The following is a 15625-nucleotide window of genomic DNA, read 5'->3' as shown; positions in this document are numbered from 1 at the left end:
CGCGAAGGCACCCACGCGCAGGTGTTGCCCACCTTCGGGCAGGTCGACCGGGCTGGTCCCGTTGCGAACCATTCGAGTGCACGCATGATCACCCTCGCGGCAGCAGCTCCGACGACGGCGTCCTCCGGGACGCCGTCGTCTTGCGTCCACACGACGAGAGCGCTGACGTCAGAGCGGTGACGTCAGCGCGGTGATGTCACTGCGGTGGGGTCAGGCGGCCCACGAGGACGGCGTCCGCCACCTGGCGCGCCTGCGCAGCACCCGCGACCACGGCGTCGGCGTACGTGCCGAACCAGGCAGCGACGCGCTGCGGCTCACCGGTCGCATAGCCGGCGACCGCGGCGACGTACTGCTGCGGCGCCGCGGCCCAGACGACCTCGGGCAGCACGGAACCGGTCGGGTCGAGCCCGCCGGTCGTGGCGAGCGCGCGCGCGACGACCCGCGCGACCAGCCCGTTGCCCGCGACGAACGGCCGGACCGCGAGCACCTCGGCGTGCACGAGCGCGGCGACGACGAGCGCGGGGGCCTGCGTGGTCGCGATCGTGCGCGCCAGCAGGTCGACCCGGGCGGCGACCTCGCGGCCGGTGGGTGCGGGGCCGAGGCCGCGCTGGTCGAGGGCGGGCTCGTCGGTGCGCAGCCGCCCGAGCTGCTCGACGGGCAGCCAGCCCGCACCGACGAGCGTGTGCGCGCGCGCCAGGAGCTGCGGCAGCGGTGGCAGCGCGGCGGCCTGCTGCGCGCCCAGGTCGGGCACGAGCGCGTCGACGAACGAGGCTCCGCGCAGGGCCCCGACGAGCACGGCCTCGGCGCCCGCCTCGCGCGCCGGCCCGCCGGTGCCCCCGCGCGCCGAGGCGTCGGTGTCCGAGCGCGCCGAGGCGTCGGTGTGCCCGAGCGCCGTGCCGCCCGTCGCGAGGGAGCGCACCAGCTCGAGCGGCAGCCGGGCGCCCTCGAGCGCCGCACTGGCGTGCGCGGCACGCAGCCCGGCCTCGGCGCGCACCTCGCGCCACCGCCGCCGGTACGCCTCGTGCCATCGCAGCTCGGCGCACGCGGAGCGTGCTCGTCCGACGGCGTCGGCCGTCACGTCGACCCACCCGGCCAGCGCATCCTGCGTCACCGCTCGAACCTACCGGCCCCCCACCACCCTCGGACCCACACCGCCCCCGCCCCGGTCCGCGAGGTCGCGAGTCTGCCGGTACGTCGCGCGGATGACCGCGCGACTGACCGAGAGACGCACGACCCCGCGAGGGATCCGCGACTTCACGGCAAGGGGGGTGGGTGCGGGCGGCGGGGTGGGGGCGCTCGGCGCGACGGGGGGCGTGGGCGGCGACAGACTGGCGCCATGGTCGGGCCGAGCGTGTCGTCGTCCATCACCGCGCGCCTGCACGTCGCCGCGCGGCCCACCGCGGTCAGCGAGCTGACGACGGCGATCGAGCAGGCGGGCGGCATCGTCACGGCGCTGGACGTGACCGCCTCGGGGCACGAGCAGATGCAGGTGGACGTCACGTGCGCGACCCTCGGCGAGGAGCACGCGCAGCAGATCGTCGCCGCGCTCGGCGCGCTCACCGGGGTGGCGGTCGACCGGGTCTCGGACCGCACGTTCCTGCTGCACCTGGGCGGCAAGCTCGAGATCACGTCCAAGGTGCCGCTGCGCAACCGCGACGACCTGTCGATGGCGTACACGCCGGGCGTCGCGCGCGTGTGCGAGGCGATCGCGGCCCGCCCGGAGGACGCGCGCCGCCTCACGATCAAGCGCAACACCATCGCGGTCGTCACGGACGGCACGGCGGTGCTCGGGCTCGGGGACATCGGCCCGCTGGCGGCGCTGCCGGTGATGGAGGGCAAGGCGGTGCTGTTCAAGCGGTTCGCGGACATCGACGCGTTCCCGATCGCGCTCGACACCACGGACGTGGACCAGATCGTCGAGGCGGTGTGCGCGATCGCGCCGGTGTTCGCGGGCATCAACCTGGAGGACATCAGCGCGCCGCGCTGCTTCGAGGTCGAGCGCCGGCTGCGGGAGCGGCTGGACATCCCGGTGTTCCACGACGACCAGCACGGCACGGCGATCGTCGTGGTCGCGGCGCTGACGAACGCGCTCCAGGTGGTGGGCAAGCGGATCGAGGACGTGCGGATCGTGCTCTCGGGTGCGGGTGCGGCCGGCACCGCGGTGCTCAAGCTGCTGCTCGCGGCGGGGGCCGACGACGTCGTGGTGGCGGACGTGGACGGCGTCGTGCACCCCGACCGGCCGGGCCTGACGCCGCAGCTGCGGTGGACGGCGGCGGCGACGAACCCGCGCGGCGTCTCCGGGACGATCGGGGACGCGCTCGTCGGCGCGGACGTGTTCATCGGGGTGTCGGCGCCGGACGTGATCACGGGCTACGAGGTGTCCCGCATGGCGGGCGACGCGATCGTGTTCGCGCTCGCCAACCCGCGCCCGGAGGTCGACCCGGACGACGCCGCGCAGTACGCCGCGGTCGTCGGCACGGGCCGCTCGGACTTCGCGAACCAGATCAACAACGTGCTCGCGTTCCCGGGCGTGTTCCGCGGTCTGCTCGACGCGCAGGGCCACCGCATCACGGACGCGATGCTGCTCGCGGCCGCGGGCGCGCTCGCCGCGGTGGTCCGGCCGGACGAGCTGAACCCGACCTACATCGTCCCGAGCGTCTTCAACCCGGAGGTGACGACGCGCGTGGCGGCCGCGGTCGCGGCGGCGGCCCGGGGCGACTGACCGAAGGGCGAGCCCGACGGCCGGCCGGCCGGACCGGTCAGCGGAAGGCGCCGCGCGCGTACTGCGGCTGGTAGCCCGTCGAGCCGACCGCCTCGAGCGGCACGCTGCCGCCCGCGTCGTCACCCGCGGGCAGGGCGTCGAGCCGCTCGCCGAGCTCGTACGCGGCGCGCAGCGGCCACGACGGGTCGCGCAGCGCGACGCGCCCGAGCAGCACGGCGTCCGCGTCGCCCGCCGCGAGGACCTTCTCCGCGAGGCGCGGCTCGTCGAGCAGCCCGACGGCGGCGACGGGCAGACCGCCCACCTCCCGCACGCGCCGCGCCAGGGGCACCTGGTAGCCGGGCTCGACCGGGATCGAGGCGGGCGCGTTACCGCCCGACGAGACGTCGACCAGGTCCACGCCGTGGCCGGCGAGCCCGCGCACCACCTCGGCGACGTCGTCGACCGTGAGCCCGCCGGGGGTCCAGTCGGTCGCCGAGACCCGCACGAGCAGCGGCCGGTCGTCGGGCCACACGGCCCGCACGGCGTCGACGGTCTCGACGAGCAGCCGCGCACGGTTCTCGGGCGACCCGCCCCACTCGTCGTCGCGGGTGTTGGACAGCGGCGAGAGGAACTGGTGCAGCAGGTACCCGTGCGCGGCGTGCACCTCGACGACGTCGAACCCGGCGGTCACGGCACGGCGCGCGGCGGCGGCGAACGCCGCGGGCACGGCGGCGACCTCGTCGGGCGTCATCGCGGCGGGCGTCGCGAGGTCGGGGAACGCGAGCGCGGACGGCGCGACGGTGGCCCAGCCGCCCTCGGCGGGCGGCACCGAGCCGGACCCGTGCCCGAACGGGCGGTGCACCGAGGCCTTGCGCCCGGCGTGCGCGAGCTGCACGCCGATGCGCGTGCCCCGCGCGTGCACGAAGTCGGTGACGCGGCGCCACGCCACCGCGTGCTCGTCGGACCAGAGCCCGGCGTCCTGCGGCGAGATGCGACCCTCGGGGACCACGGCGCTCGCCTCGGTGAGCAGCAGCCCGAAGCCGCCCGCGGCGCGCGCACCCAGGTGGACCAGGTGCCAGTCGTCGGGGAAGCCGTCGCTCGAGGAGTACTGGCACATCGGGGCGAGCCAGGCGCGGTTGGTGAACGTGGTGCCGCGCAGCGTGAGCGGGCTGAACAGGTGGGTCACGCGGACGAACATACGACGCGCGGGCACGCGGGCGTCCGGGCGGCCCTTTCGTCCCACGAGCCGGACGCCCGGCCTTGCGACCCTGGTCGGGTGCTGAGCATCGAGGAGGCCGTCGAGACGCAGGTCGAGGCCGCGCACCACAAGGTCCACCTGCTCTCGACCCCGTGGCTGTTCGCCGTGCGGACCATGCTCGCGGGCGCGTACATCGGCATCGGCGTGGTGATCATGGTCGAGGCCGGCGGCCCGCTCGTCGCGGCCGGCAACCCGTTCGCCCCGCTCGTGCAGGGCATGGTGTTCGGCGTCGCGCTGACGATCGTCGTCGTGGCGGGGGGCGAGCTCGCGACCTCCGCGATGATGATGCTCACGCAGGGCGCGATGCGCCGCCGCATCACCTGGGGCATGGGCGGGCTCACGCTGCTCGCGGTGCTCGCGGGCAACCTGCTGGGGTCGATCCTGTTCGCCGCGCTCGTGCACGTCTCCGGCGTGACCGCGCCCGACACCGCCGCGGGCCAGCAGATCGCCCGCATGGTGGAGCACAAGGCGCACGAGACGAACGCGCAGCTGCTCGTGCGCGGCATCCTGTGCAACCTGCTGGTCTGCCTCGCCGTGTGGTGCGCGACGCGCCTGCGCAGCGAGGCCGCGAAGATCGCCGCGATCTTCGCGTGCGTCATGGTGTTCATCACCTCGGGCTTCGAGCACGTGGTGGCGAACATGACGACGATGTCGCTGGGACTCATGGGCGGCCTGCCGGGCGCGACGGTCGCCGAGTTCGCGCGCAACGTGCTGTTCGTCGGCGTCGGCAACACCATCGGCGGTGCGCTGCTCGTCGGCGCGGCCTACGCGTACCGGGCGACGCCGCGCGTGGCCGAGCCGGGGTTCGTCGCGACGACGAGCGCGTCCGACGACGGCCCGACCGCACCGCTGACGGCGGCCGCGCCCGTCGACGAGCCCCTCGACGGGTCCGTCGACACGCCGGGGGTCGCACCCGTCCGGGCTGCGCAGGCGCAGGAGCCCGCCCTACGGTGATCGCGGTGGCGGTGCAGCACGGCACCGCCTCGACCCGGGAGAGCCGTGATGAGCACCTCTGACGACGAGCGTCGCCCCGACCGCACCGGTCCCGACGAGCGGCCGGCACGGGACGCCGCCTCCTCCCCCGCACCCGAGCCGGGGCTCGACACGGGCCGCCACGCCGCGGTCCGACCCGCGCCCGTCGACCCGCCGCCGGCCCGCACGAGCGCGCGCCCGAGCCCGGCCGCACCCGCGGCGTCGGCCGCACCGGCCGCACCCGCAGCACCGGCCGGCCCGGCCGAGCCGGCCGACCCGACGGTCGTCACCGGGCCCGCGGGCACGCCCGCCGACGGCACCCGCGTCCTGCCCGCGACCGACGCACCGACGCGCGAGCCCGCAGCGCAGAAGCCGGACCTGTTCCCGGACGCCCACGCCCCGGCGCGCGCGTCCGTGGGCACGCACGTGCTGGGCGCGCTCGTCGGGCTCGTGCTCGCCCCGCTCGCCGCGGGCGTGCTGCTGCTCGGGCAGTCGCGCATCCTCGCGGCGCAGGTCGTCGGGTGGGATGCGACGCTCGACTGGTCGGGCGTCGTGCTCGTCGCGCTCGGGCTGCTCGCGCTCGGCTGGGTCGCGCTCCTCGCGGCCTGGACGCCCGCCGCGCCCTACACGGGCGGGGCGATCCTCAGCGTGCTGGGTTGTGTGGCGCTGGTGTCGCCCGACGTGGTGCGCACGCAGGTGCTGAACGTCGTCGAGGGGAGCGAGTGGCGTTCCACCGCGGTCGAGGTGACGGTCGCGGGCACGTCCGGGACGCTGCTCGTCGCGGGCTTCCTGGTGCTGCTCGCGGGGGTCGTGGGGACCGCCGCGCACCGGCAGGGCGTGCGGCTGGGCACGTTCCGCGAACGGCACCGCTGAGGCACGGCGCCGCGCTCGTCCGCACCACCCGGCGGACCAGGAACACGGGTGTTCCGGGCACTTCGGTCCGCGACGTGACTAGAGTTCCCCAGCGGAGGGACTTTGGTCCCCGACTCCGACACCCGCACCGATGTCGCTGCACCTGGAGGCCCGCGTGTCCGACCCGACCGCCGGCGGCCTGGAGAACCTGCTCTCCGAGGACCGCCGCTTCCCGCCGTCCGCCGAGTTCGCCGCCCAGGCGAACGCGAGCGCCGACCTGTACTCGTGGGCGAACGCCGACCGGCCCGCGTTCTGGGGTGAGCAGGCGCGTGAGCTGCTGACGTGGAGCACGCCCTTCGAGCAGACGCTCGACTGGTCGGACGCGCCGGTCGCGCGCTGGTTCGCCGACGGTCGGCTGAACGCCGCGTACAACGCGGTGGACCGGCACGTGGAGGCGGGCCGCGGGGACAAGGTCGCGCTGCACTTCGAGGGTGAGGGCGGCGACACGCGCACGCTCACGTACGCGGACCTCCAGCGCGAGGTCTCGCGGGCCGCGAACGCGCTGACGTCGCTGGGCGTCACCACCGGCGACCGGGTCGCGGTGTACCTGCCGATGATCCCGGAGGCGGTCGTCACGATGCTCGCGTGCGCGCGGATCGGCGCGCCGCACTCCGTGGTGTTCGGCGGCTTCTCCGCCGAGGCGCTGCACAGCCGGATCCTCGACGCCGAGGCGAAGCTCGTCGTCACGGCGGACGGCGGCTTCCGGCGCGGTGCGGCCTCGGCGCTCAAGCCGGCCGTCGACGAGGCGCTCGCGAAGGGCGCCCCGAGCGTCGAGCACGTGCTCGTCGTCAAGCGCACCGGCCAGCCGGTGGAGTGGACCGAGGGTCGCGACGTGTGGTGGTCGGACGTCGTCGACACGGCGTCCGACGAGCACACCCCGGTCGACGTCGAGGCCGAGCACCCGCTGTTCATCCTCTACACCTCGGGCACCACGGGGAAGCCGAAGGGCATCTTCCACACCACGGGCGGCTACCTGGCGCAGGCGGCGTACACGCACCTCAACGTCTTCGACCTCAAGGCCGAGACGGACGTGTACTGGTGCACGGCCGACGTCGGCTGGATCACCGGGCACACGTACGTCGTGTACGGCCCGCTGGTGAACGGCGCGACGCAGGTGATCTACGAGGGCACGCCGGACACGCCGCACCGCGGCCGCTGGTGGGAGATCGTGCAGAAGTACGGGGTGACGATCCTCTACACGGCGCCCACGGCGATCCGCACGTGCATGAAGTGGGGCGAGGAGATCCCCGCGCAGTTCGACCTGTCGTCGCTGCGCGTGCTCGGGTCGGTGGGCGAGCCCATCAATCCCGAGGCGTGGATGTGGTACCGCCGGGTCGTCGGCGGGGACCGGGCACCGATCGTCGACACGTGGTGGCAGACCGAGACGGGCGCGATCATGATCAGCCCCCTGCCCGGCGTCACGGAGACCAAGCCGGGCTCCGCGCAGGTCCCGCTGCCGGGCATCGCCGCGGACGTCGTGGACGACGAGGCGCACTCGGTGCCGGACGGCTCCGGGGGCTACCTGGTGCTCACCGAGCCGTGGCCGGCGATGCTGCGCGGCATCTGGGGTGACCGCCAGCGTTACGTCGACACGTACTGGTCCCGCTTCCGGGGTCTGTACTTCGCGGGTGACGGCGCGAAGAAGGACGAGGACGGCGACATCTGGCTCCTCGGCCGCGTCGACGACGTCATGAACGTCTCCGGGCACCGGCTGTCGACCACGGAGATCGAGTCCGCGCTGGTCTCGCACCCGTGGGTCGCGGAGGCCGCGGTCGTCGGCGCGGCCGACGAGACGACCGGCCAGGCCGTCGTCGCGTTCGTGATCCTGCGCGGCGACTCCGAGGCGGGGGACCTGCCCGCGCAGGACGTGCAGACGACGCTGCGCAACCACGTCGCCAAGGAGATCGGCCCGATCGCCAAGCCGCGCCAGGTGCTCGTCGTCGCCGAGCTGCCCAAGACGCGCTCGGGCAAGATCATGCGTCGCCTGCTGCGGGACGTCGCCGAGAACCGGCAGGTCGGCGACGCGACGACCCTCGCGGACTCGTCCGTGATGGACCTCATCGCCCAGGGGCTCTCCACCCCGGCGGCCGCGTCGCAGGACTGAGCACGCACGCCCTCGGGCCCGGGTCGTCGTCGAGACGGCCCGGGCCCGACGTACGCGTGCCCGCGTCCGTCCGTGGCAGGTGCGGACGGAATCGATTAGCGGGTCCTCGTCGGACCGTGCGGGTGGTTGGGTGTCGCCCGTGCGCGCCTCGGCGGGCACTCAGCCAACCCATCGGTCACGACGTCGTGACCACGAACACCAGTGGATCTTCGGCGGACCCCACAGCCCAGTCGCCGAGGCTCTCAGGAAAGAGGATTTCCATGAGGTCTCGTCCCCTGCTCGCCGGCGCCGCCGCGGCCGCCCTGGTCGCCGCGCTCGGCGCGACGGCCCTGGCCACCTCGGCGCACGCCGCCACCCCGCCCGGGCTGCACGTCTCCGGCACGGCGCTCGTGGAGAAGGACGGCACGCCGTTCGTCGCACGCGGCGTGAGCCACGCGCACACCTGGTACACCTCGCAGACCCCGACCGCGATCCCCGCGATCCGGGCCGCGGGCGCGAACGCGCTGCGCGTCGTCCTGTCGGGCGGCGACCGGTGGACCAAGAACGACGCGGCGGACGTCGCGAACGTCATCAGCCTGTGCAAGGCGAACAAGCTCATCTGCATGCTCGAGAACCACGACACCACCGGGTACGGCGAGCAGAGCGGCGCCGTCACGCTCGACACCGCCGCGAGCTACTGGGTGAGCATCAGGTCGGCGCTGATCGGCCAGGAGGACTACGTCCAGATCAACATCGGCAACGAGCCGTACGGCAACAACGCCACCGCGAACGCGACGTGGACCGCCGACACCGTCGCGGCGATCAAGAAGCTGCGCGCCGCGGGCCTGCATCACAACATCGTGGTCGACGCCCCGTCGTGGGGCCAGGACTGGGCCGGGATCATGCGCGACAACGCCCAGACGGTCGCGGCGGGCGACCCCGACGGCAACGTGCTGTTCTCGGTCCACATGTACGGCGTGTACAACAACGCGTCGACGATCCGGACGTACCTCGACGCGTTCAAGGCCAAGGGCCTGCCGCTCGTGATCGGCGAGTTCGGCAACATGCACTCCGACGGCGACCCCGACGAGGACACGATCATGTCCGAGGCCGCGGCGCGCGGGATCGGCTACTACGGCTGGTCCTGGTCGGGCAACGGCGGCGGGGTCGAGTACCTCGACATGGTGACCGGGTTCGACCCGGCCCGGAAGTCGACGTGGGGCACGCGCATCTTCGACGGCGCGAACGGCATCAAGGCGACCGCCGTGACGGCGAAGATCTACGGCGGCGGGACCGACCCGACCCAGGAGCCGACGAACGAGCCCACCGTCGAGCCCACCGTCGAGCCCACCGTCGACCCGACCGACGAGCCCACCCAGGAGCCGACGGACGAGCCCACGACGACGCCGGGCGGCACCTGCACGGCGACGTTCACGGTCGTCGGGCGCTGGCCGGGCGGGTTCCAGGGCTCGGTGAAGGTCACTGCGGGCGCCAGGCCGATCGCGGCGTGGTCGACGTCGTTCACGCTGTCCGGCGCGACGGTCGCGCAGGGCTGGGGCGGCACGTTCTCCGGCACGAGCGCGGTGACGGTCGCGAACGCGGCGTGGAACGGCTCGCTCGCGCCGGGGCAGAGCGCCGAGTACGGGTTCATCGGCTCGGGCACCGCGCCGACGGGCGCCGTCCCGGTCGTCTGCTCCTGACGGACGCACACCCCGTACCGGGGGCCCGGACCGTGTGCCCGGGCCCCCGGCACGTGCGGGTGCAGGCGCGTCAGCGCAGGGCGAGGTGGCCCAGGAGCTCGCGCACCGCGTCGCGCCCGGCGCGGTTGGCGCCGACGGTCGACGCGGACGGCCCGTACCCGACGAGGTGCAGGCGTGGGTCGGCGGCGACGCGCGTGCCGTCCATGACGATCCCGCCGCGCGGGCCGCGCAGCCGCAGCGGCGCCAGGTGGTCCAGCGCGGGGCGGTAGCCGGTCGCCCACACGAGGGTCCCCGCGGCGACGTGCGCGTCCCCGCCGACCCACGCACCGAGCCCCGGCACGACACCGTCGAACGGCTCCGCGGCGGGCACGGGCGGCGGCACCGGGTCGTCCCACACGACGCCGTCGGGGACGATCCGGCTGAACGCGGGCCGGGCGCGCAGCACGCCCGCGTCGATGCCGGCGCGGTACGCATCGGTGAGCGGGAGGCCGGTGACCGAGACGATCGAGCCCGGCGGCAGCCCGGCACGGGTGCGCTCGTCGACGAGCGCGACGGCGGCCCGCCCGAGCTCGGGCGTGAGCTGTCCGTCGCGCCAGGCCGGCGGGCGGCGGGTGACCCAGGTGGTCGTCGTGACGTCCGCGAGCGCGAGCAGCAGCTGCGCGGCCGAGGTCCCGCCGCCGACCACGACGACGTGCCCGTCGGCGAGCGCGCCGGGGTCGAGCACGTCACGCGAGTGGAGCTGGCGGCCGCGGAACGCGGCCCGCCCGGGGTAGGTGGGCCAGAACGGCTTGCGCCATGTCCCCGACGCGTTGACCAGGCCACGCGCGCGCCAGAGCACCTCCTCGCCCGGCGAGTCGACGAGGTGCGACGTCACGACGAGGCGTCGTCCGCCTGCGGGCGCCTCGTCGGCGTCCTCGTCCTCGACGCGCGTCACGGCCACGGGCCGCTGCACGTGCAGGCCGAACGCCTCCTCGTACTGCGCGAAGTAGTACGGCACCGCGTGTGCGGCGCTCTCGGCGGGGTCGGGCACGAGCAGGGGCATGCCCGGCAGGTCGTGCACGCCGTGCGCGTCGGACACGCGCATGCCGGGCGGGCGGTGCTGCCACGCGCCGCCGGGCGCCGGGGCGTCGTCGAGCACGACGAACGTCGCCTCCGCGTCCTGCCAGCCGCGGTCGCCCACGGGCACGAGCCCGGCCTTGTGGAGGTGGTACGCCGCGGACAGGCCGGCCTGGCCGGCGCCGATCACGACGACGTCGACGTCGACGACGGGACGCGTGGGTGCCTCGGACACGGCGGCCCGGCGCGAGCGGCGGGTCGAGCGCGAGGGCTGCGGCACGTCCGGCGTCGCACGCCGGCCCGGGGCGCCGGTGGCCGGGGCGGCCTGCTCGAGGTCCGCCCGCGCCGGCTCGGCAGCCGCGTCCGCCGCCTCGCGCAGGCTGCGGCGGGTCACGCGCCGGGTGCCCGACGGGTTCGTCGGCGCACCGGCGTCCGGCCGATGGTCCAGCGGGTCGGCGGTCGTCGGCAGCGGGGGCACTGTCCTGCTCGGCGAGGCGTCCTCCCTGGTCGGCGCGCCCGTGGGGGCGGTTGCTGCGGGCACCGGGTCACGGTCCCGTCCGCTCACGCGCGAGAGGTCGGGGCTGAGGTCCATGATCGGACCAACGTACGTCACCGTGGGGTCGTGCCACAGGGGGTTCGGCGACCGCCTGCGGGTGGCGTGACGCGACCGGCGTCGAGCCGCAGCCCACGTGTCGCTCGCACGGGTGACCTGGTGCCCCCGACCCGTCTCGCGTGGTGGGATGGGTGGATGGTGGAGCCGACGAAGGCGCGCATCGCGGTGGCCGCACGCCCCGCACCCCTCGCACCCGTGACCGCCGACGCCGTGCGGGCCCTGGCCGCTGCCGCGGCCGTGCACGACGAGGTCGCCCCGCTGTCGGAGCAGCCGCTGCTGTCGCTCGAGTCCGACGAGGCGCGCGTCGTGCACCTCGTCGCGACCACCGGCGACGACGCCGACGCGCACGTCGTCGGCTACGCGCAGGTCGACGTCGGCAGCGGGACGACCGCGCGCGCGGAGCTCGTCGTGCACCCGGACCACCGCCGCGCGGGGATGGGCCGCGCGCTGCTGGACGCCGCCCGCGCGACGGCCGACGAGTCGCCGCGCCGGGCGCTGCACGTGTGGGCGCACGGCGACCTGCCCGCGGCGCGGGCCCTCGCGCGCTCCGCCGGCATGGCGGTGGTGCGCGAGCTGTGGCAGATGCGCCTGGAGCTCGCGCGCCGCCCGCAGGCGCCCGACCGCACCCTGCCGACGGGCGTGCGCGTCCGCCGGTTCGTCCCCGGGCAGGACGAGGAGGCGTGGCGTCGCGTCAACTCGCGCGCGTTCGCGCACCACCCCGAGCAGGGCCGGATGACCAGCGCGGACCTGCGGGCGCGCGAGGCCGAGCCGTGGTTCGACCCGGCGGGGTTCCTGCTCGCGGAGCGCGACGGCATGCTGCTCGGCTCGGTGTGGACCAAGGTGCACGCCGCGGGCGAGCACGGCCCCGAGCCCGTCGGCGAGATCTACGTCGTCGGCGTGGACCCGGACGCACAGGGCCTCGGCCTCGGCGGCGCGCTGACGGACCTCGGGCTGACGCACCTGACCCTGGCCGGGCTGCGTGAGGTGATCCTCTACACGGAGGCCTCGAACGAGGTCGCGATCCGCACCTACCGCCGCGCGGGGTTCGAGCGGTCCGCGGTCGACGTGATGTTCGGCGACGACACGCCGCGTTCACCCGGGGATGCCACGATGGGCGCATGACCGACGCGACCGCCCTCGACTCCGAGCTCGAGGCCCGCATCGCCGAGCACCTCGCGCTGGCCGAGGAGGCGCACCGGGACGCCGAGAGCACCCCCCTGCCCGACGACCGCTTCCTCGACCGCGAGCTGTCGTGGCTCGCGTTCAACCAGCGGGTCCTGGAGCTCGCGGAGGACGCGGACCTGCCGCTGCTCGAGCGAGTGCGGTTCCTGGCGATCTTCGCGTCGAACCTCGACGAGTTCTTCATGGTCCGCGTCGCGGGCCTCAAGCGGCGCATCGCGACGGGCATCGCGATGACCGCGGCGTCCGGCCTGAGCCCGCGCCAGGTGCTCGAGGCGATCAGCGAGAAGGCGCACGAGCTGATGGACCGGCACGCGCGCGTGTTCGCGGACCAGGTGCAGCCGGCGCTCGCCGCCGAGGGCATCACGCTCGTGCGCTGGCAGGACCTCGGGGACTCCGAGCAGGACCGGCTGCGCAAGTTCTTCCGCCGGCAGATCTTCCCGGTGCTGACGCCGCTCGCGGTGGACCCGGCGCACCCGTTCCCGTACATCTCCGGGCTCTCGCTCAACCTCGCGGTCGTCGTCGTGAACCCCACGACCGGCAAGGAGCACTTCGCGCGCGTCAAGGTGCCGCCGCTGCTGCCGCGGTTCATCGTGGTGGACGCCTCGGGCCGGCCGAGCGCGCCCGACGAGAAGTCGGCGACGGTCGAGAACGGCCCGACGAGCTTCGTGCCCGTCGAGGACGTCATCTCCGAGCACCTCGAGCACCTGTTCCCGGGCATGGAGGTGCGCGAGCACCACACGTTCCGCGTGACGCGCAACGAGGACGTGGAGGTCGAGGAGGACGACGCCGAGAACCTGCTCAAGGCCATGGAGAAGGAGCTCCTGCGCCGGCGGTTCGGCCCGCCCGTGCGCCTCGAGCTCGCGGAGGGGATCAGCCCGCGCATCCGCACACTCCTGGTCCGCGAGCTCGGCATGGCCGAGGACGAGGTGTACGAGCTGCCCGCGCCGCTGGACCAGACGGGCCTGAACGTCATCGCGGACCTCGACCGCGCGGAGCTGCAGTTCCCGCGGTTCGTCCCGACGACGCACCGCCAGCTCGCCGAGGTGGAGTCGGCCACGCCGACGGACGTGTTCGCCAAGATCCGCGAGCGCGACATCCTGCTGCACCACCCGTACGACTCGTTCTCGACGAGCGTGCAGACGTTCCTCGAGCAGGCGGCGGCCGACCCGAACGTCCTCGCGATCAAGCAGACGCTGTACCGCACGTCGGGCGACTCCCCGATCGTCGACGCCCTGATCGACGCGGCCGAGGCCGGCAAGCAGGTGCTCGCGCTCGTCGAGATCAAGGCGCGGTTCGACGAGCAGAACAACATCTCCTGGGCACGCAAGCTCGAGCAGGCGGGCGTGCACGTGGTGTACGGCATCGTCGGGCTCAAGACGCACTGCAAGCTCTCGCTCGTCGTCCGCCAGGAGGCCGACGGCCTGCGCCGCTACAGCCACGTCGGCACCGGCAACTACCACCCGAAGACCGCGCGCCTGTACACCGACCTGGGCCTGCTGACCGCGGACCCCGAGGTCGGCCAGGACCTGACGCGGCTGTTCAACCAGCTCTCGGGCTACGCCCCCAAGAGCCGGTTCCACCGCCTGCTCGTCGCGCCGCGCTCGGTCCGCAGCGGGCTGGTGGAGCGCATCGACCGCGAGGCGCGGGCCGCGCGGGCCGGGCAGCCCGCGTGGATCAAGATCAAGGTCAACTCGATGGTCGACGAGACCACGATCGACGCGCTGTACCGCGCGAGCCAGGCGGGCGTGCCCGTCGACCTGGTGGTGCGCGGCATCTGCGCGCTGCGGCCCGGCGTGCCGGGCCTGAGCGAGACGATCCGGGTGCGCTCGATCCTCGGGCGGTTCCTCGAGCACTCGCGCATCTTCGCGTTCGCGCACGCGACACCCGCCGACGACGACGGCTTCACGGGCCCCGAGGTGCTGATCGGCTCGGCGGACCTCATGCACCGCAACCTGGACCGCCGAGTCGAGGCGCTCGTGCGTGTCGCGGACCCCGACCAGGTCGCCGAGCTGGTCGACCTGGTCGACGAGTCCGTCGCGGACACCACGTCCTCGTGGCACCTCGGCCCGGACGGCGCCTGGCGGCGCCACGCGCACGCCGAGGACGGCACCCCGCTGGTCGACCTGCAGTCCGTCCTCATCACGCGCCAGCGGCGGCGCCCGGGCTCGGGCCGGTGACCGTACCGGCACGCGGGGCCGTCGTGGAGGCGGCCGGTGCCCTCGTCTGGCGCGTGCGCACGGGCCGGCTGCAGGTCGCGCTCGTGCACCGGCCCCGGTACCGGGACTGGTCGTGGCCCAAGGGCAAGATCGACCCGGGCGAGACGGTCGTCGAGGCCGCGTGGCGCGAGGTCGCCGAGGAGACCACCCACGACGTGGTGCTGGGCGTCCCGCTGCCCCCGCTCGAGTACCGGCTGTCCGACGGCCGGCTCAAGCGCGTGCACTACTGGGCGGCGCAGGTCGCCGGGCGCCAGGACGCGGCCGCGCTGCGGGCCCGCCCGCCGATCCCGCGGGCGTCGCGCGACGAGATCGACCAGGTGCGCTGGTACGACGTCGAGGCCGCCGCGGCGCGGCTCACCCGCCCGGCGGACCGGGTGCCGCTCGTCGCGCTCGTCGAGGAGCACGCCCGCGGCCGTCTGGACACGCGCGCGCTCGTCGTCGCCCGGCACGGCAGCGCGCGCTCCCGCGCCGCGTGGCCCGACGACGAGGCCTCCCGGCCGCTCACGCCCGACGGGCGCCACCAGGCGGCGGGGCTGGTGCCGGTCGTGTCGGCGTTCGGCGCCGCGCGCGTCGTGACCAGCCCGTGGCGGCGCTGCGTCGAGACCACGCAGCCGTACGCGTCGCACGCGCAGGTGCCGATCGAGCACGTCCCCGCGCTGTCCGAGCACGGGCACGCGGTCGACCCGGGCGCGGTGGTCGAGGTCGTCACGGACCTGCTGCACCGCACGCAGGACGCCCTGCTGTGCACGCACCGGCCCGTGCTCCCCACGGTGCTCGAGACGCTCGCGGCACACGCGCGCCGCGGCGCCCGCGAGGCGCTCCCGGCTGCAGACCCCTACCTGCGTCCCGGCCAGGTGCTCGTCGCGCACGTCGCGCAGCGCGCCGCGGGACCGCGCGTGGTGGCCGTCGAGGTGCACCGGCCGCTGTGACGT

The 15625-nt window shown here is 75.0% G+C and carries 12 protein-coding genes and 1 pseudogene; 9 read left to right on the top strand and 4 right to left on the bottom strand.

From position 1 onward, the window contains the following. Positions 1-196: 196 nt before the first annotated feature. Positions 197-1111, bottom strand: coding sequence for a Fic family protein (locus ACT17Q_RS03235; protein WP_444664706.1), 915 nt, complete (start codon positions 1109-1111; stop codon positions 197-199). Positions 1112-1336: 225 nt separating this feature from the next. Here ACT17Q_RS03235 and ACT17Q_RS03230 point away from each other — a divergent pair, with 225 nt between their 5' ends. After that, a complete protein-coding gene (locus ACT17Q_RS03230) occupies positions 1337-2722 on the top strand; it encodes an NAD-dependent malic enzyme (RefSeq protein ID WP_094180867.1) in 1386 nt (461 codons plus the stop codon). Positions 2723-2759: 37 nt separating this feature from the next. Here ACT17Q_RS03230 and ACT17Q_RS03225 read toward each other — a convergent pair whose 3' ends face one another. After that, on the bottom strand, positions 2760-3887 hold the full coding sequence (locus ACT17Q_RS03225) for an NADH:flavin oxidoreductase/NADH oxidase (protein ID WP_444664704.1): 1128 nt from the start codon (positions 3885-3887) through the stop codon (positions 2760-2762). A gap of 90 nt (positions 3888-3977) precedes the next feature. Here ACT17Q_RS03225 and ACT17Q_RS03220 point away from each other — a divergent pair, with 90 nt between their 5' ends. The 4 genes and pseudogenes from ACT17Q_RS03220 to ACT17Q_RS03205 all read left to right on the top strand — a co-directional run. Beyond that, the gene (locus ACT17Q_RS03220) at positions 3978-4913 is read left to right on the top strand and encodes a formate/nitrite transporter family protein (RefSeq protein ID WP_444664702.1); all 936 of its coding nucleotides are present in this window, start codon (positions 3978-3980) and stop codon (positions 4911-4913) included. A 48-nt stretch (positions 4914-4961) separates the two neighbouring features. Further along, on the top strand, positions 4962-5804 hold the full coding sequence (locus ACT17Q_RS03215) for a hypothetical protein (RefSeq protein WP_444664700.1): 843 nt from the start codon (positions 4962-4964) through the stop codon (positions 5802-5804). 130 nt (positions 5805-5934) lie between these two features. Further along, positions 5935-7947: an acetate--CoA ligase gene (gene acs, locus ACT17Q_RS03210; RefSeq protein ID WP_141318926.1), complete on the top strand. Its 2013-nt coding sequence runs from the start codon at positions 5935-5937 to the stop codon at positions 7945-7947. Between the two features lie 260 nt (positions 7948-8207). Then, positions 8208-9023: pseudogene (locus tag ACT17Q_RS03205) on the top strand (glycoside hydrolase family 5 protein); the annotation flags it as partial. A 182-nt stretch (positions 9024-9205) separates the two neighbouring features. Here ACT17Q_RS03205 and ACT17Q_RS03200 read toward each other — a convergent pair. Further along, on the bottom strand, positions 9206-9301 hold the full coding sequence (locus ACT17Q_RS03200) for a hypothetical protein (RefSeq protein ID WP_444665355.1): 96 nt from the start codon (positions 9299-9301) through the stop codon (positions 9206-9208). A 97-nt stretch (positions 9302-9398) separates the two neighbouring features. On the opposite strand from ACT17Q_RS03200, the gene ACT17Q_RS03195 reads away from it, so the two are divergent. Beyond that, positions 9399-9626 carry a cellulose binding domain-containing protein gene (locus tag ACT17Q_RS03195; protein ID WP_244937650.1) on the top strand — a complete coding sequence of 76 codons (228 nt, stop codon included), beginning with the start codon at positions 9399-9401 and terminating at the stop codon, positions 9624-9626. 70 nt (positions 9627-9696) lie between these two features. Here the strand turns inward: ACT17Q_RS03195 and ACT17Q_RS03190 are convergent, their stop codons facing one another. After that, entirely contained in the window at positions 9697-11274 is a 1578-nt protein-coding gene (locus ACT17Q_RS03190; protein WP_444664698.1) for an NAD(P)-binding domain-containing protein, read from the bottom strand. 156 nt (positions 11275-11430) lie between these two features. Between ACT17Q_RS03190 and mshD the strand changes: the two genes are divergently transcribed. From mshD to ACT17Q_RS03175, 3 genes are read left to right on the top strand one after another with little or no spacing between them, the layout of a single operon-like run. Beyond that, positions 11431-12417: a mycothiol synthase gene (gene mshD / locus ACT17Q_RS03185; protein WP_141318922.1), complete on the top strand. Its 987-nt coding sequence runs from the start codon at positions 11431-11433 to the stop codon at positions 12415-12417. Further along, positions 12414-14654 (top strand): RNA degradosome polyphosphate kinase, encoded by a 2241-nt coding sequence (locus ACT17Q_RS03180; protein ID WP_444664696.1) that lies wholly within the window; start codon positions 12414-12416, stop codon positions 14652-14654. Before mshD ends, ACT17Q_RS03180 begins: the two co-directional genes overlap by 4 nt. Then, on the top strand, positions 14651-15622 hold the full coding sequence (locus tag ACT17Q_RS03175; RefSeq protein WP_444664694.1) for an NUDIX hydrolase: 972 nt from the start codon (positions 14651-14653) through the stop codon (positions 15620-15622). The genes ACT17Q_RS03180 and ACT17Q_RS03175 overlap by 4 nt, the downstream gene beginning before the upstream one ends. The last annotated feature ends 3 nt before the right edge of the window (positions 15623-15625 follow it).

The sequence above is a fragment of the Cellulomonas sp. CW35 genome, from assembly GCF_052378485.1.
GTDB classification, from domain to species: domain Bacteria; phylum Actinomycetota; class Actinomycetes; order Actinomycetales; family Cellulomonadaceae; genus Cellulomonas; species Cellulomonas uda.
The sequence above is the reverse complement of the archived record's forward strand: the minus strand, read 5'-3'. Positions and strand labels throughout refer to the sequence as shown.